This window comes from Croceicoccus marinus (assembly GCF_001661675.2).
In the GTDB taxonomy this organism is placed as follows: domain Bacteria; phylum Pseudomonadota; class Alphaproteobacteria; order Sphingomonadales; family Sphingomonadaceae; genus Croceicoccus; species Croceicoccus marinus.
The window spans coordinates 2,533,286-2,553,209 of record NZ_CP019602.1; the positions used below are offsets into that span (position 1 = coordinate 2,533,286).

General features: G+C 66.1%; 17 protein-coding genes. 6 read left to right on the forward strand and 11 right to left on the reverse strand.

Annotation, left to right across the window (positions count from 1 at the left end; genetic code table 11):
- Window positions 1–22: 22 nt before the first annotated feature.
- The 7 genes from A9D14_RS12030 to hisS form a co-directional block, all read right to left on the reverse strand.
- Entirely contained in the window at window positions 23–709 is a 687-nt protein-coding gene (locus tag A9D14_RS12030; RefSeq protein ID WP_066846774.1) for a lysozyme, read from the reverse strand.
- A 72-nt stretch (window positions 710–781) separates the two neighbouring features.
- Complete coding sequence (gene metK, locus A9D14_RS12035) at window positions 782–2,041, reverse strand: methionine adenosyltransferase (protein WP_066846777.1); 1,260 nt, start codon at window positions 2,039–2,041, stop codon at window positions 782–784.
- 69 nt (window positions 2,042–2,110) lie between these two features.
- Entirely contained in the window at window positions 2,111–3,715 is a 1,605-nt protein-coding gene (gene lnt, locus A9D14_RS12040; RefSeq protein ID WP_083987900.1) for an apolipoprotein N-acyltransferase, read from the reverse strand.
- A gap of 52 nt (window positions 3,716–3,767) precedes the next feature.
- Window positions 3,768–4,463, reverse strand: coding sequence for a DUF4167 domain-containing protein (locus A9D14_RS12045; RefSeq protein WP_066846780.1), 696 nt, complete (start codon window positions 4,461–4,463; stop codon window positions 3,768–3,770).
- A 274-nt stretch (window positions 4,464–4,737) separates the two neighbouring features.
- Window positions 4,738–5,604 carry a peptide chain release factor N(5)-glutamine methyltransferase gene (prmC, locus tag A9D14_RS12050; RefSeq protein ID WP_066846782.1) on the reverse strand — a complete coding sequence of 289 codons (867 nt, stop codon included), beginning with the start codon at window positions 5,602–5,604 and terminating at the stop codon, window positions 4,738–4,740.
- Window positions 5,601–6,668 (reverse strand): peptide chain release factor 1, encoded by a 1,068-nt coding sequence (prfA, locus tag A9D14_RS12055; protein WP_066846785.1) that lies wholly within the window; start codon window positions 6,666–6,668, stop codon window positions 5,601–5,603. The genes prmC and prfA overlap by 4 nt, the downstream gene beginning before the upstream one ends.
- Window positions 6,669–6,675: 7 nt before the next feature.
- Window positions 6,676–7,899 carry a histidine--tRNA ligase gene (gene hisS, locus A9D14_RS12060; RefSeq protein WP_066846788.1) on the reverse strand — a complete coding sequence of 408 codons (1,224 nt, stop codon included), beginning with the start codon at window positions 7,897–7,899 and terminating at the stop codon, window positions 6,676–6,678.
- A 111-nt stretch (window positions 7,900–8,010) separates the two neighbouring features.
- Between hisS and A9D14_RS12065 the strand changes: the two genes are divergently transcribed.
- Both A9D14_RS12065 and ppa read left to right on the forward strand, forming a co-directional pair.
- Window positions 8,011–9,984 carry a M61 family metallopeptidase gene (locus A9D14_RS12065; protein WP_066846792.1) on the forward strand — a complete coding sequence of 658 codons (1,974 nt, stop codon included), beginning with the start codon at window positions 8,011–8,013 and terminating at the stop codon, window positions 9,982–9,984.
- A 228-nt stretch (window positions 9,985–10,212) separates the two neighbouring features.
- Window positions 10,213–10,752 (forward strand): inorganic diphosphatase, encoded by a 540-nt coding sequence (gene ppa, locus A9D14_RS12070; RefSeq protein WP_066846794.1) that lies wholly within the window; start codon window positions 10,213–10,215, stop codon window positions 10,750–10,752.
- Window positions 10,753–10,827: 75 nt separating this feature from the next.
- Here ppa and A9D14_RS12075 read toward each other — a convergent pair whose 3' ends face one another.
- Window positions 10,828–12,204, reverse strand: coding sequence for a mechanosensitive ion channel family protein (locus A9D14_RS12075; RefSeq protein ID WP_066849097.1), 1,377 nt, complete (start codon window positions 12,202–12,204; stop codon window positions 10,828–10,830).
- A gap of 13 nt (window positions 12,205–12,217) precedes the next feature.
- The gene (locus A9D14_RS12080) at window positions 12,218–13,561 is read right to left on the reverse strand and encodes a TldD/PmbA family protein (RefSeq protein WP_066846799.1); all 1,344 of its coding nucleotides are present in this window, start codon (window positions 13,559–13,561) and stop codon (window positions 12,218–12,220) included.
- 103 nt (window positions 13,562–13,664) lie between these two features.
- Here A9D14_RS12080 and lptB point away from each other — a divergent pair, with 103 nt between their 5' ends.
- The 3 genes from lptB (at window position 13,665) to ctrA (ending at window position 17,036) form a co-directional block, all read left to right on the forward strand.
- Window positions 13,665–14,597, forward strand: a complete 933-nt coding sequence (gene lptB / locus A9D14_RS12085; RefSeq protein WP_232468540.1) for an LPS export ABC transporter ATP-binding protein — start codon at window positions 13,665–13,667, stop codon at window positions 14,595–14,597.
- Window positions 14,598–14,635: 38 nt separating this feature from the next.
- Window positions 14,636–16,102 carry an RNA polymerase factor sigma-54 gene (gene rpoN / locus A9D14_RS12090; protein ID WP_066846802.1) on the forward strand — a complete coding sequence of 489 codons (1,467 nt, stop codon included), beginning with the start codon at window positions 14,636–14,638 and terminating at the stop codon, window positions 16,100–16,102.
- A 238-nt stretch (window positions 16,103–16,340) separates the two neighbouring features.
- Window positions 16,341–17,036 (forward strand): response regulator transcription factor CtrA, encoded by a 696-nt coding sequence (ctrA, locus tag A9D14_RS12095; protein ID WP_066846804.1) that lies wholly within the window; start codon window positions 16,341–16,343, stop codon window positions 17,034–17,036.
- Between the two features lie 71 nt (window positions 17,037–17,107).
- Here ctrA and phbB read toward each other — a convergent pair whose 3' ends face one another.
- Complete coding sequence (phbB, locus tag A9D14_RS12100; RefSeq protein ID WP_066846805.1) at window positions 17,108–17,830, reverse strand: acetoacetyl-CoA reductase; 723 nt, start codon at window positions 17,828–17,830, stop codon at window positions 17,108–17,110.
- Window positions 17,831–18,013: 183 nt separating this feature from the next.
- Window positions 18,014–18,787: a Rho GTPase-activating protein gene (locus tag A9D14_RS12105; protein ID WP_232468542.1), complete on the reverse strand. Its 774-nt coding sequence runs from the start codon at window positions 18,785–18,787 to the stop codon at window positions 18,014–18,016.
- 699 nt (window positions 18,788–19,486) lie between these two features.
- Between A9D14_RS12105 and A9D14_RS12110 the strand changes: the two genes are divergently transcribed.
- A complete protein-coding gene (locus tag A9D14_RS12110; protein ID WP_332459784.1) occupies window positions 19,487–19,885 on the forward strand; it encodes a DUF3576 domain-containing protein in 399 nt (132 codons plus the stop codon).
- Window positions 19,886–19,924 lie beyond the last annotated feature (39 nt).

The following is a 19,924-nucleotide window of genomic DNA, read 5'->3' on the forward strand; positions in this document are numbered from 1 at the left end:
CGCAGCACGGCGCCAGTGGCGATCAGCCGAACCCGAAGATCCGGCGCAGCCATGACAGCTGCGGCTCGGCGTTGCAGGCCGAAGCGGAGGGCGCGGCGGGTTCGGGGGCAGCCGGTGCTTCGGCCGGCGCGTCGCCTTCATCTGCCAGCACATTGGCCAGCAGGTCGGCGACCGCTACGCGCTTGCCGTTGACCGGGCGATAGGACGGCTTGGCGACCGCATAGACCAGCGCCTTGCCGTCCTCGCTCCAGATGCCGTCGAAGAACAGTGCCTGCTCCTTGCGGCGGCGGCCCAGCAGCGAAGCGGGCTTGGCCCAGTTGAGCATCGCCGCGCGGGCACCTTCGCGGTCGCCCGCCATGACCAGCTTCATCCATTCGGCCCGCGCGATGCCGCCTGTATTCCAGTGGAACGACAGCGCGGCGGCCAGCTCATGCTCCGGCGGCCGGTACGAGCCGAAGGCGGCCAGGACGGCGGGCAGGTAATTGCGGCGCAGCGCCCAGACGAACACCGCCATGCAATGCGACAGCGACTGCGGATTATCGCGATAACGCCCGACCTTGTGGCCCGACGCATCGGTCAGCCCGACACTCCATGTCCAGACGCCGACCGAATCGAGATAGGCTTCGCAGACGATCCCCTCATGCGCGATCAGTTCGGCGGCGATGCGCGGCGTGATGTCGGGGGCGGCGGGGTCATAGGGCTTGGACATGAAGGGCGGCTCCTTGCTGGAAGCCGCCCTGCTGCCCGTCTGACGGTGAGTAGGAAAATAAAAGCTGGCGGATCAGGCCGTGACGGGGGTCTTCAGCGCTGCCTTCAGCTCCTCGACCAGGTCGGTCTGTTCCCATGGGAACATGCCGTCCGCAGCCGTCCGGCCGAAATGACCATAGGCCGCCGACGACCGGTAGATCGGGCGATTGAGCTGCAGCCGCGTACGAATACCGCGCGGCGTAAGCCCGCCCAGCGATTCGATTCCGCGGATCGCATCTTCCAGCGCGGCATCGCTGACGCCCTCGGCGCAGGTGCCGTGCGTATCGACATAGATCGACAGCGGATGCGCCACGCCGATCGCATAGGACAGCTGCATCGTGCAGCGCTTCGCCAGGCCCGCCGCGACGATGTTCTTGGCCAGATAGCGCGCGATATAGGCCGCCGAACGGTCGACCTTGGTCGGATCCTTGCCCGAAAACGCGCCGCCCCCGTGCGGAGCCGCGCCGCCATAGGTGTCGACGATGATCTTGCGGCCCGTCAGGCCAGCATCGCCGTCGGGTCCGCCGATCTCGAACGCGCCGGTCGGGTTGATGTGATAGACCGTTTCGTCGGACAGCAGGTTGTGGGGCATGATCTCGGCCACGACCTTCTTCACATAGGCCTTCAGCTCGGCTTCCTTCTCGCCGGTGTGATAGCCCGGCTTGTGCTGGGTAGAGACCACGATGGCGGTACAGGCGGAAGGCTTGCCGTCCTCGAACCGCAGCGTCACCTGGCTCTTGGCATCAGGCTCAAGGAACGGCGCGTCGCCCGATTTGCGGTCGTTTGCTAGCCGCTGAAGGATCTTGTGGCTGTAATCCAGCGTCGCCGGCATCAGGTCCGGCGTCTCGTCGCAGGCAAAGCCGAACATGATGCCCTGGTCGCCCGCGCCTTCGTCCTTGTTGGTCGCCTCGTCAGCGTCCACGCCCTGCGCGATCTCGGCCGACTGGCCGTGCAGGTGATTTTCGAACGTCAGCGTTTCCCAGTGGAAACCGGTCTGCTCGTAACCGATCTCCTTGACGGTGCGTCGTACCGCCGCCTCGATCTCGTCACGCGCGCCGGGGGCCCAGTAGTTGTTGAACTTCCACTCCTCCCGGTCCTTGTCGTACATCGGCTTGCAGCGGATCTCGCCCGACAGCACGACGCGCTGGGTCGTCGTCATCGTCTCGCACGCCACGCGCGCTTCCGGATCCTTTGCGAGCATCAGGTCGACGATGGCGTCGGATATCTGGTCCGATACCTTGTCGGGGTGACCCTCAGAGACGCTTTCCGAGGTGAAGAGGAAGTTCTGACGCATGGATTGTCCCGGTATTGTGAAGGGCGCGCGGCGCCCGGATGCACGTATAAAGAGTTCTTTATATCTGCATTAAACCCCGCGCCGCCGCAAGGCAACAAGCGCAATCCCAAAGAGTAACAGCCCCCAGGCCAGCGAAAGCCCCAGTCCCAGACGGGCGAAGGGCGTGGGCGACAGGGCGGGCGGCACCTCGCCCTCGATCGCGGCGGCCTGGTGGCGCGGGACATGCGCGCGGACTATGCCGCCCGCGTCGATCACCGCGCTGATCCCGGTGGTGGTTGCGCGCATGACGGGCAGCCCCTCCTCGATCGCGCGCAGCCGTGCCTGCGCCAGGTGCTGCGGCGGTCCCCACGCACCGAACCAGCCGTCGTTGGATGGATTGATGATGTAATCGGGCCGGTTTTCAGGATCGACGACCTCGCCCGAGAAGATGATTTCATAGCAGATCTGCACGCCCGCCTTGCCCCAGCGCCCCAGGTCGAGCGTCCGCGGTCCGGGACCGGCGCGGAAGTCCAGCGTGCCGGGCACCAGGCGCGTCAGGCCGATCGGTTCCAGCAGCAGGCGAAGCGGCAGATATTCGCCGAACGGCACAAGGTGCGCCTTGGCATAGCCGCCGACGATGTCCCCGTCGGGAGCGATCGCGGTCACCACGTTTTCCGCGCCCGTCGCCCGGTATTCCTCGGGCGAGATGACAAGGTCGATGGTACCGGTCAGCAGCAGCGAACCCGGACCGAGCAGGGTCGCGATGCGCGCGCGGGCAATCTCGGGATCGGCGGCGAAGGTCGCCTGCTGGTAATAGCGGCGCGGATAACCCGGCCGCAGATAATCGGGCACGCCCGATTCGGGCCAGATCACCAGCCGTGTCTCATCCTCTGCTGCGGGCAGGCCGGACAGCTGGACCGTCTTGACGAAATTGCGCTCGAACCACGGCGGCTCGTTCAGGACTTCCTGCCGAATGTCAGGCTGGACCAGCCGGAACGCTAGCGTGCCTGGGCGCTGCCCAACCATGGGCCAAGGTGCCAGCATCATCGCGACCGGCAGTGCGGCAAGGATCACTGCCGCAAGCGAAACACGCAATCGCCGGACGGCAAGCCACCAGCATCCCGCCAGAAGCACGACGAGGCCGGAAAGCGCATAGGTACCAAGGAATTGGGCCGTGATCGCCAGCCCCGGCCGTTCGAACCCGCCAACCGCGATCGCCGCCAGCGGGTTCCAGGCAAAGCCGGTGAAGACCGTGGCGCGCAGGAACTCGCCCAGGATCCACAAAGACGCGAAAGCGAACAGGAAAGCGACGGGAGAAAGACGATCCCGCGCGCGGCGATGAATGGTCAGTCCCCATGCCGCCAGCATCGTGAGGCCCGGATAGACCGCCAGGAACGCGGAAAGCAGGACCACGCCGACCCAGCCGAGCCATGCCGGCATCGCCGCCTGATAGGTGAATGCGGTGGCGATCCAGTTGAGGCCGAGTGCGAAATGCCCCAGCCCGAACAGCCAGCCGGTACGAAACGCCCGCCCTGCGGTCGGTGCGCTGAAGCCCAGCGCGATCAATCCGGCCAGCGCCGCAAGCGCCACCGGCCACCAGCCGAGCGGCACGAAACCGGTCGCCGAGGCCAGACCGCAGCCAAGCGCAACCGCCGGCCTGGACCAGCGCGCGCCGGTCACAGGCCGGGCGCGCATGGGCAGAACTTTCGCTTTGGTCGCTTGCATGCCGGAACGGCCCGCCGGTGGCTTAGCCGTTCACGGCCTGCTGCATGTCGCTGTCGTCGCTTTCCGCGGCTTCGGATGCCTTGGGCTTGCGCGGACGGCGCGTACGCTTGGGCTTTTCGGCCGCCGCGTCGTCGGATCCGGTGTCGCCGATCGCGGGCGGCAGCGCCTGCGGATCGAGGCCGCCTGCGTTGTCGACCGACCCTTCCGTCTCGTCGCTGTCGGCGGTTTCGTCGCTGCGCGAACGACGCGGGCGGCGTTGGCGATTGTCGCGGACGAACGGATTGTCGTCGGACGAATCGCGGCGCGAACGATTGTCGCGGTCGCCATCGTTGCCGCGACTGTCGTTTGCGCGGCTATCGTTGCCTCGATTGTCACCGCCACGATTGTCGCTGCCGCGGTTGTCGTTCTCGTCGTCGTTCGAATCGTCGTCGTTGTCGCGGTCGCCGCGCGCGTCGTCGCGCTTCTGGCGTTGCTCGTCCTGACGCGGTTTGCCGTCGGCGATGACGCGGAAATAATGGTCGGCGAACTGCAGATAATATTCGGCCTGGACACGATCGCCGTTGCGCGATGCTTCCTCGGCAAGCTTTTTATACTTGTCGAGAAGTTGCGGCGCATTGCCGCGCGCCCGGCTGTCGATCCGGTTCAGATTCTGCCCGCCACCCTGCGACCGATTATTATTGCGGCCACGGCGGCGGTTATTGCCACGATTGCTGTTCAATTGAGTTCTTTCCTCTGTCCGGCGCGCTGCGGAATTGCCGCTCGCGTCGCTAACTCAGCCGGAAAACCCGAAGCCAAATGCGCCGGGTAATGCCTCCTCCTTCAGCGGCATGACGCTACGAAGAGCGCCAGACCGCCCCCTCCGTCTTGCCGAAGCCGCATCACTGCGACCGCGGTCTCACAGATAAAGAGGAGTGAAAAACGATGGGACTATAGCCGTCCGATCGCTCGTCAGAGGCAGGGTTATCGATAAAACCGCTCAGTGCCAAGTGTTTTTACCCGGCATCCCCCGATTCGTGCCACATCGAGACTGCACGGGGGCGGTGCGCCAGATCCTGATGGACCTCGGCCCGCAGGCCAGCGGCTTCGGCGATGCCGCTTACCGCCTCGCCCTGGCGCGAGCCGATTTCGAACGCCGCCCATCCGCCGGGGGCCAGCAGTTGGGAAAGCGCGGGTATCAGGATGCGGTAGTCATCCAGTCCGTCCTTCCCGGCGAACAGGGCGCCATGCGGATCGCTCGCCGCGACATCGGCGGCCAGATCGGGATCGCCCGTCCCGACATAGGGCGGGTTGGCGAGGACGAGATCGAAGCGGCCCAGGTCGTCCATCCAGCCGCTGCGCGTCCAGTCTCCAGCCATCATCCTGGCACGATTCGGCACCTTTTGTGCCGCCATATTGCCGCGCGCGACCGCCAATGCGGCAGGGCTGCGTTCTATCCCCACGCCTTCGGCCTGCGGCCAGACCGACAGCGCCGCCAGCAGCAAGGCGCCCGATCCCGTTCCGCAATCGAGGATGCGCCGCGGCGGGCGGCTGGCCAGTTTCTCGCGCGCGATGTCGATCAGCAGTTCGGTATCGGATCGCGGCACCAGCACGTCGGGCGTCACCCGCAGGGTCAGGCCATAGAACTCGGTCTCGCCGGTCACATGCGCCAGCGGCTCGCCCCTAGCACGGCGGGCGACCAGCGCATCGAATGTGGCGGGCGCGGGATCGGCCATGTGGCGCAGCAGCACATCCGATCGCGAACAGCCGAGGGCATGCGCCATCAGCCATTCGGCCTCGAGCCGGGCGGCATCGGTGGCGGAGGCCAGAAGCGCAGCCGCCTGACGCAGGGCGGCGGCGACGGTGTCAGCCACGCGGCTTATCCATTCTGCGCGGCAAGGCGTTTCGCCTGGTCCTCGGCGATCAGCGCGCCGATCAGTTCGCCAAGGCCGGTGCCTTCCAGCACTTCGGGCAGCTTGTGAAGCGTCAGCCCGATGCGGTGATCGGTCACGCGGCCCTGCGGGAAATTATAAGTGCGGATGCGTTCCGACCGGTCGCCGCTGCCGACCATCGCCTTGCGCGCCTCGGCCTCCTCGCCGTGGGCTTCCTCGCGCATCTTCTCGTACAGCCGTGCGCGCAGCACCTGCATCGCCTTGGCGCGGTTCTTGTGCTGGCTGCGCTCGTCCTGCTGGGTGACGACGAGGCCGCTGGGAAGATGGGTGATCCGCACCGCCGAATCGGTGGTGTTGACGTGCTGTCCGCCAGCACCGCTGGCGCGGTAGATGTCGATCTTGAGGTCGCCCGGATCGATCTGCACATCGACCTCGTCCGGTTCGGGGAGCACGGCGACGGTGGCGGCACTGGTGTGGATGCGCCCGCCGCTTTCGGTGACGGGCACGCGCTGCACGCGGTGGACGCCGCTTTCGAATTTCAGCTTGGCGAACACGCCCTGCCCGCTGACATTGGCGACGACTTCCTTGAAGCCGCCGATGTCGCTGGCGTTCGCGCTGATCGTCTCGACCTTCCAGCCCTGCTCCGCGGCGAAGCGTTCGTACATGCGGAACAGGTCGGCGGCGAACAGCGCAGCCTCGTCCCCGCCGGTGCCGGCGCGAATTTCCAGCATGGCGGGGCGGCTGTCGGCGGCATCGCGCGGCAGCAGCGCGACCGCCAGCTTCGCCTCGGCAGCGGGCAGTTCGCGTTCGATCCGGTCGATATCGTCAGCGGCCATCGCCTTCATCTCGGGGTCGGACAGCATGGCGCTGAGTTCGGCGAGTTCGGCGCGCATCGCGGCCACGTCCGCCGCCTCGCGCGCGACGGGTTCCAGCTCGGCATAATCGCGGCTGGCGGTCACGAAGGCCTCGCCCTCCAGCGTGCCGGACGCGAGCCGCGCTTCAAGCTCGGCAAAGCGCTGCGCGATCTGGGACAGGCGTTCGTCAGAGACATTCATGGGCAGATCAGTCCGCCAGCGCCTGTTCGATCCGCGCGGTCGTCTCGTCCTCGGCACGGATGCGGCGGGCAACCTCGCCCTCGCGCAGGGCAAAGGCGACGATGGCCCCGGCCCCGATCTTCACCGCCTTGTCGAAGCGTTTGCGGGGGCTGCCGCTGGCGATCATCTCGGCCGAAATGCCCGCCCGGCGCAGCCTGCCGATCGCGGCAGTCGCTTCGCGAATCGCGGCATCGTCCTCGGCCACCACGATGGCGTCGGCGACGGCGCCCGTGTCCCGCTCGCCCACCAGCATCGCCAGCCGCTCGATCCCCGCGGCCCAGCCGACCGCCGGCGTCGGCGGACCGCCCAGCGCCTCGATCAACCCGTCATAGCGGCCGCCGCCCAGCACGGTGCCCTGCGCGCCCAGCCGGTCGGTCACGAATTCGAAGGCGGTGTGGCGGTAATAATCCAGCCCGCGCACGAGCGAGGCCGCGCGCGTCCACGCCACGCCCGCCGCGTCCAGCCCATCGGTGACGGCGCCGAAGAAATCCTGCGCCTCGCCCGATAGATAATCGTCGATTCGGGGTGCGTCGCCGACGAAGACCTTGTCGCGCGGATCCTTCGAATCGAGGATGCGCAGCGGATTGCGCTGCAGCCGGTCCTGCGAATCCTCGGACAATTCGGCACGATGCGCCTCGAAATATTCGACCAGCGCGGCGCGCCATGCATCGCGGCTGTCGGCATCGCCCAAAGTGTTGAGTTGCAGCGTCACCCCGTCCGCGATGCCCAGTTCTTTCAGCAACTGGTCGGCAAAGGCCAGCAATTCGACATCTGCCTGAGGCTCAGCCGCGCCGATGATCTCGGCATCGATCTGGTGGAACTGGCGGTAGCGGCCCTTCTGCGGGCGTTCATAGCGGAACAGCGGCCCGTGGGTCGCCAGCCTGACCGGCGCATATTGCTTCCAGCCGTTGGTCAGATAGGCCCGCGCGATCCCGGCAGTGAATTCGGGCCGCAAGGTCAGCGATTCGCCGCCGCGATCCTCGAACGAATACATTTCCTTCGAGACGACATCGGTCGTCTCGCCCAGCGAGCGCGAGAAGACCGGCGTCTTTTCGAACACCGGCATCTCGACGCGGCGAAAGCGGTACAGCCTGCGAAGCCGCTCAAACGTGGCGACCACGAAGGCGAAGCTCTCGGCTTCCTCGAAGATGTCCTGGGTGCCGCGGATGGCCTGGGGAATTTCAATGGTCATGATGGCTGCGCCCTTAGCGGCAAGCGGGGGCGCTGAAAAGCCGCCGCGCCCGCGAACAAGCGATGCGATGAAGGTTGCATTTGATACGACGAAGCGTCAATTCAGCAGCCCATGACGACCATCACCCTCCGCGCGCGCGCTGCGCTGCTCGCTTCCGCTCCCATGCTCCTTGGCATTCTCCCGCTCGCGATCGCGCCGGCCCAGGCGCAGGCGGTCCGCTCCGCGCCGACCGCGATGCCGATCGCGCCCAGCGTGCCCGATGCGGTCGACACGCCCTATCCCGGCACGATCCGGATCGACGTCGACGCGACCGACCTTGCCCACCGCGTGTTCCGCACGAAGCAGGTCATCCCCGTCGCGCCCGGCACCCGGACGCTGACGCTGCTCTATCCCGAATGGCTGCCCGGCCATCACGGCCCCGACGGCACCATCGATGCGCTGAACGGCCTGCGCTTCTACGTCGACGGCAAGCCGGTTCCGTGGACCCGCGACAATGTCGAGGTCTATGCGTTTCACATCGCCCTGCCTGCAGGCGCGCGCGAGGTTACGGCGGAGATCGTCTATACCTCGCCCGTCACCGGCAGCGAGGGGCGCGTCGTGATGACCGACGATCTGATGAACCTGCAGTTCAACCAGATGACTTTGTATCCCGCGGGCCATTACGTGCGCCAGATCCGGGTGAAGCCCAGCGTTACCATGCCCGAAGGCTGGGCGACCGCCACCGCTCTCGACGGGCAGACGCAGGTGGGCAACGTGGTCAGCTTTGCCGAGACCGATTACCAGACGCTGGTCGACAGCCCGATCTTTGCGGGCCAGCACCACAAGAGCTGGACCATTGCCGACGGTGTCACGATCGAGGCTTTCGCGCATGATCCCGAGGATCTGGTCATGCCCGAGGGCGAGCAGGAAGCCCTGTCGGCGATGATGGACGAGGCCTATCTGCTGTTCGGGTCGCGTCCGTTCGACCACTACGAATTCCTGATTGCGCTGTCGGACGAGCTGGGCGGCATCGGTCTCGAGCACCACCGCTCGACCGAAATCACGCTGAGCCCTGGCACGTTCAAGAGCTGGGAGGACGGGCAGTATCCGCCCGAGTTCGGCTTCTCGGTCGACGTAATCCCGCATGAGCTGGTGCATAGCTGGAACGGCAAGTACCGCCGCCCGGCGCTGAGCTGGACGCCCGATTACCGCCAGCCGATGCGCAACGACCTGCTGTGGGTGTACGAGGGGATGACCCAGTACTGGGACCTGCCGCTGGCCGCGCGTTCGGGCGTCAACACCAAGGAAATGACCTTGGGCGAGATCGCCTCGGCCGCGGGTAGCTATACGATCGAGCCGGGCCGCGAATGGCGCGCGCTGGTCGATACCACCCACGATCCGATCACGGCCAATCGCAAGCCCAAGCCCTACTCCACCTTCTCGCGCGGGGAGGAATATTACAACGAGGGCGCGCTGATCTGGCTTGAGGCGGACATGATGATCCGCACCGAGACCAATGGCGCGAAATCGCTTGAGGATTTCGCGCGGCGTTTCTTCGCGGCGCAGGACGGCGATTATGGCGAGCGGACCTACAGCTTCGACCAGCTGGTCGCCGATCTCAACGCGGTCTATCCGCATGACTGGGCCAGCTTCCTGCGCGAGCGGGTCTATACCGCGGGTGCCCCCGCCCCGACGCGCGGCATCGAGCTGGGCGGATACGAGCTGGTGTTCAAGGAAGAACCCAACCCGTTCCGGGCGGGCATCCAGGAAGAATACGACTATCTGCACCTGTATTATTCGCTGGGCATGTCGGTAAACGACGACGGCAAGGTGCGCGGCGTGGTGTGGGACGGGATCGCGTTCGACAACGACATCATCACGGGCCAGACGATCGAGGCGGTGAACGGCACCGCCTATTCGCCCGAGGTGATGAAGGACGCGATCACTAAAGCGAAGGACGGCACCTCGATCGAGCTGCTGGTGAAGCGCGGCGAGGACTATCGCACCGTCTCCATCGACTATACCGGCGGGCTGCGCTGGCCATGGCTGGTGAAGGCCGGCAAGGGCGAGACGCTGCTGGACCGGTTCCTCGAATCGAAGCGCTGAACGGGCGGACCGCGGTCAGGCCCTGCCTGGTCTGTTCGCGGCCGCGGCAATTCGGCGCAGCCGCCGGGCGGTGGCCGGCAGAGGGTTGGCGAAGCGGGGTTAACCCCCTTGGCCATGGCGCATCGCGGCGCTAGAGGGCGCAGGCAATTCAGCAACTGGTGGACCGGCTTGTGCATCGCAGCGCGGCGGTCTTCCGGATCAGATCATAGCAGCGAAGGCCAAGAACCCATGCGTATCGACATGATCCCCACCGGGGATAATCCGCCCAACAGTCTGAATGTCGTGATCGAGGTGCCGACGGGCGGCGAGCCCGTGAAGTACGAGTTCGACGAGGATTCGGGCGCGCTGTTCGTGGACCGCATCCTGCACACGCCGATGCGCTATCCCGCCAATTACGGTTTCGTGCCGCACACGCTGTCGCCCGATGGCGATCCGCTGGACGCGCTGGTCGTGGCGCGCAGCCCGTTCATTCCGGGCTGCGTCGTGCGCGCCCGTCCGATCGCCGTGCTGAATCTCGAGGATGAGCATGGCGGCGACGAGAAGCTGGTCTGCGTGCCGGTGGATTCGACCTTCCCCTATTACACCAAGGTGGAAGAGCTCGACGATCTGCCCGAGATCGTGCTGAAGCAGATCGAGCATTTCTTCACGCACTACAAGGATCTGGAAAGCGAGAAATGGGTGCGCGTCGGCACCTGGGGCGGCGCCGAGGAAGCGCGCCGCGTCATCCGCGAAGCGATCGAGCGGGCCAAGGACGCCAAGTCCGCCTGATCCGCCCGATCACCAATTCACGAGTTCAGGGGAGCCGTCCGGACCGCCGGGCGGCTCCTTTCGTTTCGGGCCCGCCTATTCGATGGGCCGGCCCGAATCGAGCAGGTCGTCGCCGGTTTCCGCGCGTTCGCGGTCGACCAGCTGGGCGACATGGGATTCGGGGCGCAGATCGGTCGCGGCATTGTCGATGGTCCGCTGCTGCCGCGCCGCAGGCGAAGGCGAGCCTTCGCCCCGTTCCGGTGCGATGGTGGTGACCGGCGCGCTGCGCGGGTCCATGCGCAGGCGGTAGATCGGCTCGGGCAAGGCGAAGCCTGCATCCTCCAGCGCCAGCTTGCCCGCGCGGATCGCAAGGCTGCGGCCCTTCAGGAAATCGGTCTCCTCCTGGTCAAGCCAGGCGAGGAAGCGGATCACGATGTTCGAATCGCCCACCTGCATGATGTGGGCGACGGGCGCCGGATCGCTCAGCACGAAGTCCAGCGCGCACAGCGCCTCGACGCCCACCTTCATCGCATCGACGGGATCGTCGTCGGCATCCACGCCCAGGTCGAATTCGAACCGCCTTTGCGGATTGCGGGTGTAGTTCAGGATCACCGCCTTGAAGACGGTGGCGTTGGGGATGCGCAGATGATTGCCGTCAAGCGTCATCAATATGGTCGCGCGGCTGGTGAGGCGCACCACGCGCCCCTCGTCATCGCCGATCACGACATGGTCGTTGGCCCGGAACGGCTGGCGCAGCGACAGCATGACCGACGAGATGTAATTGTCGATCGTGTCGCGCACGGCAAAGCCGATGGCGATGCCGATCACGCCGCCGATGCCCAGGAGCGCCCCCAGCAGCGCCGTCGCGCCCAGGATTTTCAGCGCCAGATAGATGCCGAACAGCACGCCGACAAATTGCACGGCGCTTCCCAGCAGCTCGGCGACGAAACCGTTGGGCGACACGCGCCGCCACAGCGACCGGCGATTGGACAGCCAGCTCGTCAGCCAGATCACGAAAATGGCCACGACCAGCGCCACGCCCAGCAGCGGCAGAGCGCGCAGCAGGCCGCGCGCCTGGCCCATGATGGTCTCGACCGCGGGGGCGATATTGGTCGAGACGGCGACATCGCGCTCGATCTGGTTGTCGACGGTGACCACGCCCGCGACCCGGCCCGCGATCGCGGCGGCCTGCTCGACCTGTTCGGGCTGGGCGACGGTGCCGGACAGGGTGACGACGCCCTGCTCGACCGCGACCTCTACGCGCGAGAGCGTGTCGATGGCCGCATAGATGCCGCGGATGCGCTCGGCGATGCGCTGGTCCTCGTTCGCGTCGCGCTCCGCCTCGATCGCGCCATTGGCGGCGGGTTCGGCAGTTTCGGCGGCGGGTTCCTCGGCAGCGCCGGCCAGTATCGCGGCCGCACCGGCGGGAAACGAGGACAAAAGCAGGAGCGGCGCCGCGAGCGCCGTTACCATGCGCCGCATCGCCCTAGTCCCCCGCAACCGTCATGCCGTCGATCCGCAGGGTGGGCACGTTGATGGCCTGGATGATCTCGAGGTCGTCGGCGGCTCTCATGCGGGCGAACATGTCCTTCATGTTAGCCGCGATGGTGATTCCCGCAACCGGGCCCGCGACCTGCCCGTCGACGATGCGAAAACCCGATGCGCCCCGGCTGTAGTCGCCGGTGACCACGCTGAAGCCCTGGCCGATCAGCTCGGTTACCCAGACGCCGTCGGCGATGTCGGCGATCATGTCGGTGACGCTTTCCCTTCCGGGCAGCAGCGTCACGTTCGAGGCCGCCACGCCGGGCGATCCGCCGCCGCCGCGCGCGGCATGGCCGGTCGGCCTGCGCCCCAGCTTGCGCGCCGATGCGGAATCGAGCAGCCAGCCGGCCAGCACGCCATCCTCGACCAGGCGGCTGGCCGCGGCGGGCAGCCCTTCCCCGTCGAACGGATGCGACCGCATGCCGCGCGGCAGCAGCGGATCGTCGGCGATGGTGATGCCCGGCGCGAAGATCCGGTGGCCTTCGCAGTCGGCAAGAAAGCTCGCCCCGCGCGCGATTTCCGATCCCGAGATCGCGTGGACCAGATGCCCGATCAGCGAGCGGCCGACGCGCGGATCGAACACGACCGGCATCTGCCCGCTCTTCATCGAGGCGGGATTCAGCCGCTCGACCGCTCGGCTGCCTGCCAGCCGCCCGATTTCGGCTGGGGGAAGCAGGTCTTCGCCATGATGCGCCGAGCGCCAGGCCATGCCGCGCTCCATGCCGCTGCCCTGGCCAGCGACGACCGCGCCGGACCGCGAATGGTTCGCTTGTTCATATGCGCCAGCGAAGCCGTGGCTGGTGACCAGCGCGACCACGCCCCTGCCATAGGAGGCGCTGGCCCCCTCGCTGTTGGTCACGCCGGCAATGGCGCGCGCGGCATCCTCGATCTCGAGCGCGGTCTGGCGCAGTGCCTCGGGGCCGGGCGCATCGGACACGAGATCGAGATCGGCAGGCGTGCCCTGCATCAGCATGTCTTCGGGGGCCAGCCCGGCGAACGGATCTTCGGGCGCGCCGCGCGCCATCAGCACCGCGCGTTCGGCCAGCTCGTCCAGCGATGCGGGATCGAGCGCGCTGGAGCTTACCGTCGCGCTGCGCTTGCCGACGAAGACGCGCAGGCCCAGGTGCTCCGCCTCGGACCGGTCGACGCCTTCCAGCGCGCCCAGCCGCATCTCCACCGATTGCGAGCTTTTGCCCAGATAGACGGCATCGCCCGCATCGGCGCCCAGCGCTTTCGCACGCGCGAGCAGAGCGGCGCAGCGGTCCTTGGCCTCGTCGGGCCTCAACATTCCGGAAATCCTGTCATGATCGAGGCGATAGGAGGGCAAGGTCCGGCGGGCAAGGCCATGCCCGCTGCGGCAGGCGAAATCGCCGCTTTTCGCGCTGATCGGGATGCAATTACCCTGCCAGTCGGTCCACTATGGTCGGCAACGGGGCTTCAATCGGCGCGCCAAGATGGTATTGAGGGGGCATGACGCGGCGCCCGGCACCGGGCACGCACGACAGCAACGGCATTTTTCGGCGGGAGCCTGTATCATCGACACGCAAACCACGCTCGACCCCTCGATCGACCCGGCGGAGACCGCGGCCCCGCCCGTTCCGCAAGGCGGGCTGGAAGTGGTGTCGATCGCCAAGAGCTATGACAAGCGCACGGTCCTGTCCGACATCTCGCTGACGGTGGCGAAGGGCGAGGTGCTGGGCCTGCTTGGCCCCAATGGCGCGGGCAAGACGACGTGCTTCTATTCGGTGATGGGGCTGGTTAAGCCCGATTCGGGCCGCATCCTGCTGGACGGCGAGGATATCACCAACCTGCCGATGTATCGCCGCGCGATCCTGGGGCTGGGCTATCTGCCGCAGGAAACGTCGATCTTTCGCGGCATGACGGTGGAGCAGAACATTTCCTGCGTGCTGGAACTGTCCGAACCCGATGCCGCCAGCCGCGCGCGCGAGCTGGAGCGGCTGCTGGACGAGTTCGGCCTGACGCGGCTGCGCGAAAGCCCCGCCATGGCGCTGTCGGGCGGTGAGCGCAGGCGCTGCGAGATTGCCCGCGCACTGGCCGCCAAGCCATCGATCATGCTGCTGGACGAGCCCTTTGCCGGCATCGATCCGCTGTCGATCAGCGACATTCGCGATCTTGTCATCGACTTGCGGAACCGCGGCATCGGCGTGCTGATCACCGATCATAACGTGCGCGAGACGCTTGAGATCGTGGACCGCGCCGCGATCATCTATGGCGGGCAGGTGCTGTTCGCGGGAAGCCCGGAGGATCTGGTCGCCAATGACGAAGTGCGGCGCCTCTACCTGGGCGAAGGCTTTACGCTGTGAGCTGATCGGCCCGACACGATGATCCTCGACCTTCAGCCATGACCCTCGCGCCCCGCCTCGATCTGCGCCAGTCGCAATCGCTGGTGATGACGCCGCAGCTGAAGCAGGCGATCGGCCTGCTGCAGCTGTCGAACCTGGAGCTTGAGGCGGTGCTGATGGATGCGGCGTCGGCCAATCCGCTGCTGCGCGTTTCAGGGCAGGAGGGCGAGAAGGAAGCCAAGGCCGACCCCAAGGCGGAGGAGCCTGCGGAAGCGGGATCGGCGGACGGCGAAAGCGCGCTCGACATTTCGGCAGAGCTGATCGACCGCGACCGCGACACCGGCGACTTTCCGGATTTCGGCTCGACCGGCGGCGGTTTCGATGGCGAGTTCGGTAATGATTTCGCGCCCGGCGGCGGGCCGACCCTGTCCGAACATCTGCACGACCAGCTTTGCATGGCGCATGGCACGCCGGTGCAGCTATTCATCGCGCGCCAGATCATCGGGCGGCTGGACGAGGCGGGCTATCTGACCGTCCCGCTCGAGGAGCTGGCCAACGACCTGGGCGTGTCGGTGGATGACGCGGAAGCGGCGCTGCGCATGGTCCAGTCGCTGGAGCCGACAGGGGTAGGCGCGCGCGACCTGGCCGAATGCATTTCGCTGCAACTGGCGGAGCGGGACCGGCTGGATCCCTGCATCAGCCTGATGCTGAACAATCTGGACCTGCTGGCACGGGGAAACCTGGCGCAGCTGAAGCGCATGTGCCGCGCGAGCGACGAGGATATCGCCGAGATGATCGCCGATATCCGCAGCTGCGATCCCCGTCCGGGGCATGTCTTCGGCGTCGAGCCCCCGCCTCCGGTCGTGCCCGACGTGCTGGTGCGCGCCGATGGCGTGGCGGGCTGGCTGGTGTCGCTCAATCGCGAGAACCTGCCCCGGCTGGTCGTCGACCGCGCCTATCACGCGCGGGTCAGCCCTTCGTGCCGCGACAAGGCCGCCAGCAGCTGGCTGGGCGAGCAGCTTGCCGATGCGAACCGGCTGGTACGCGCGCTGGATCAGCGGCAGCGCACGATCCTGACCGTCGCGCGCGAGATCGTGAAGCGGCAGGAGGGCTTCTTCCTGCGCGGCGTGTCGGCCCTTGTGCCGCTGACCCGCCGCGAGGTGGCCGAGGCGACGCAATTGCACGAATCCACCGTCAGCCGCGTCACCGCCAACAAGTTCCTGCATTGCACGCGCGGCTGCTTCGAACTGCGCTTCTTCTTCGCCTCGGGCGTCAGCGCCTCGGGCGGCGGAGAGCAGGAGGGCGACCAGGGCGCCGCCTCTGCCGAGGCGGTGAAGGCCGCGATCAGGGCGCTGATCGATGCGGAGCCTGCCGACGGCATATTGTCCGACGATGCGCTGGTCACCGAACTGAAGAAGCAGGGCTATGAAATCGCCCGCCGCACCGTCGCCAAATATCGCGAGGCGGCGGGGCTGGGATCGTCGGTCCAGCGGCGCCGTCAGAAGGCCCTTGCCCGCGCGGGATGAGGAAGGAGCGGCAGCACCATCAAACTATTGCTTTACTCGATTCGGAAACTGCCCGGATCGATTCGAATTGTGGATTCCGGCCCGGAACCTGTTGCAATCATGACTCAAATTTTTCCGTTAAGAGGTTTTAAGGTTTATTAACCTTTCTGGGTCACTTTTCGTATGGTTAACTGAAGATCGCGTTTACGGTTGGCGTCCAACAGGGTGGATGGGCCGACCATGAAGGGGCTGAAATCATATGCGTATCCTGCTGATCGAAGACGAGCCGACCACGGCCAAGGCTATCGAACTGATGCTCACGACCGAGGGGTTCAACGTCTACCAGACCGACCTAGGGGAAGAGGGTCTCGATCTGGGCAAGCTGTATGACTACGACATCATCCTGCTGGACCTGAACCTGCCCGACATGCACGGCTATGACGTGCTGAAGAAGCTGCGCGTCGCCAAGGTGCAGACGCCGGTACTGATCCTGTCGGGCATTGCCGAAATGGATTCCAAGGTTCGCAGCTTCGGTTTCGGCGCCGACGATTACGTCACCAAGCCGTTCCACCGCGAAGAGCTGGTCGCCCGCATCCATGCGGTGGTGCGCCGTTCCAAGGGCCATTCGCAATCGGTCATCCGCACCGGCAAGCTCTCGGTCAATCTCGACACCAAGACGGTCGAGGTAGACGGCGCGCGCGTGCATCTGACCGGCAAGGAATATGCGATGCTGGAACTGCTCTCGCTGCGCAAGGGCACGACGCTGACCAAGGAAATGTTCCTCAACCATCTGTATAACGGGATGGACGAGCCCGAGCTCAAGATCATCGACGTCTTCATCTGCAAGCTGCGCAAGAAGCTGGCTACGGCCTGCAACGGCGATAACTATATCGAGACCGTGTGGGGTCGCGGCTATGTGCTGCGCGATCCGGGTGCGGAGGCGCAGGCGGCCTGATCGCCGCGACAGTCTTCATGAAAAAAGGGGCAGGCCAGCGCGGCCTGCCCCTTTTTCGTTGCGCGATCGGATCAGTACATGTGCTGGCCGCCGTTGATCGACAGCGTCGAGCCGGTCACGAAAGTCGCATCCTCGGTACAGAAGAAGGCGACGCCGCGCGCAATCTCGTCCGCGTGGCCCAGCCGGCCGACCGGGATCTTGGCGATGATCTTTTCCAGCACCGGTTCCGGCACGGCAGCGACCATGTCGGTATCGATATAGCCTGGCGCGATCGCGTTGACGGTGACGCCATATTTGGCGCCTTCCTGCGCAAGCGCCTTGGTGAAGCCGTGGATGCCGGACTTGGCGGCGGCGTAATTGACCTGGCCGTACTGCCCCGCCTGCCCGTTGACCGAGCCGATGTTGACGATCCGGCCCCATTTACGTTCACGCATGCCAGGGAAGGTGGCCTTGGCCATGTTGAAGCACCCGCCAAGGTTGATACGCATCACCTCGTTCCAGTCTTCCCAGCTCATCTTGTGGAGGACGCCGTCGCGGGTGATGCCCGCATTGTTCACGACGATGTCGATATCGCCGACCTCGGACCTGATTCGCTCGCATCCCGCGATCACGGCGTCGTGATCGCCGACGTCGAACTTGTAGTTCGGAATGCCGGTGCGCTCGGTAAACTCCTGCGCCTTTTGCTCATTCCCGGCGAAATTGGCGGCCACGGAATAGCCCATGTCCTTCAGCGCAAGGCTGATACCTTCGCCGATGCCCCGGGTGCCGCCCGTGACGACTGCCACTCTGCTCATTATAGCTTCCCCTTCAGTGCTCCTCACTCTCCGGCACCAAGCCTAGGCACTCGCCAGAAAGGCGGCAAGCGGATTTGCATGCCGCTTTAACCATCGGTGCAACAGCGATTTTACAGGGACGCGACAGAAACTCTCGCGCAGCGCGAGAAGAACAGGAGGGCCGATCAGGAACGCCGGCGCGTATCAGAAGCGGAAGCGCGTTCCGACATAGACGGACTGGTTGTCCTGCTGCCCGTCCGCAAGCGAACCGATCCGCTCACGCTCTGCCGAATAGCGCACGCCTGCGGTCACGCGCAGGTTGCCCGTCACGCGGTAGGAACCGCTGACATCGACCGATTGCTCGCCATCCGCGAACGTGCGCGGAGCGCGGCCAGCCACGACGCCTTCGTGAAGTTCGACCACGCCACCGAAACGGCTGTCGCCAGACTTCTTCTTGGCAGGGGTGAAGCGCGACAGATCCGGCGCGTCGATCTCGCGCACGCCTTCGGGAAGAAGATTCTTGCCCAGGCCAGGCTCGACCGCGTCGGCGATGTTGGGGGCCTGCGCGAAACTTTGATAACCGCGCGCCATGCCCAGGTTGAACGCCACCGGAGCAACACCGGGAACGCTGATCCCGGGATCGCCGGCCGACTTGCGCTGCGACGCCGCGCGGGCGATCTGCGAATCGACACGCACCGCCACCGTGACGGCGCGGCTGGCTGCTTCCTTCACACCGGCAGGCGTAAAGCGGAACATGCCCGCGTCGTCCTTGCCGCGTTCACGAATGGAAGCCAGCGATGCCAGCAGGCGCGGATCGGCCGAGGCCGGCGTGAAGCCGCCCAGGTCGCCGCCCGCCGCGATGCTGACGCTGCGGCGCGAATCGTCGGCGGCGACGAGATCGGAGACGGCAGCGACGGCGGGCGGAAGCGCGGCAAGAAATGCGCAAGCGGCCGCAGCGGCCATCGCCGCACGCGCCACGCGCTTTCTGCTATGAGCCCCCACCGACACGGTCACGTCAACCTCAATTCATTCCCTGCGATCCGCAACGGGCCGGAGCCCGTGAGGAACCATTTTCCAGGCAGATCCCATGGACCACCTGACCGACGCGTTAACCGCCTTATACCACACGAGCGGGCATTTGCCGCGAAACCCTCGCCCGCTTCCCAGTCCCCCTTCGCAAAATTTGCGGCGACTCGGAAAGCCAGGCGCAAGATGCGGAATGCGAAGCTGTGTATAAAACCAAAAAGCAATGGCTGCAAAGCGATTTACCCTGCCTGCCGCGACTCTTGATGGTTGCTGTTGCATGAAATCGACAGCGGGGCTTTTAGATCCCGGCTCTCGACCGTCGCGTTCGAATGGTAACGCTCCCATCCCTGCGAAGCATCCGCCCTTCCCGCACCGCGTCCAGCGTCCCGTTCAGTCGCCGGTTCAGGCCCCTGTTCAGCCCAGTGTCACACAGGCTGGTGCTGAAAGCTTGCCCGCCGTGCGATCGCGGTGATAGAGCAGCCCCGCCCTGCCGGATGCGCGCCAAACGCGCATCGTCAATTCGGGGCAGAGCAAGCAGAACAGGAAGAATTTCGCATCATGACCGCGACCCCCTCGCTCCCCGCCAATACGGACGTCGCCGCTGGCGCGAACTGGCGCCGGATTTCCGCTCGCGCCGTGATGGCCGCGGGCATGATTGCCGCGCTGGCGGCCTGCGGCGGGGACAGCAAGCGGGTCGAAACCGACCTGGCCGCGTCCAACGTCACCACGATCGGCATCAACGCCTATCTGTGGCGCGCCAGCCTCGACACGCTGTCGTTCATGCCCATGCTGCAGACCGACAGCGCGGGCGGCGTGATCGTGACCGATTGGTACTCCAACCCCCAGAACCCGGCCGAGCGCATGAAGGTGACCGTGTCGATCCTGGACCAGGACCTGCGTGCCGACGCCCTGCGCGTGAACGCCAGCCGCGAGGTGATGAGCGGCGGCCAGTGGGTCGGCGCCCCGGTTCAGGCCGCGACCGTCCAGAAGCTGGAAGACATCATCCTGACCCGCGCGCGCGAGATGCGCCGCGATGCGTTGATGGGCTGACGCTTGCAGGTATCGCGGGCAGGCATCAGGGCAGGTATC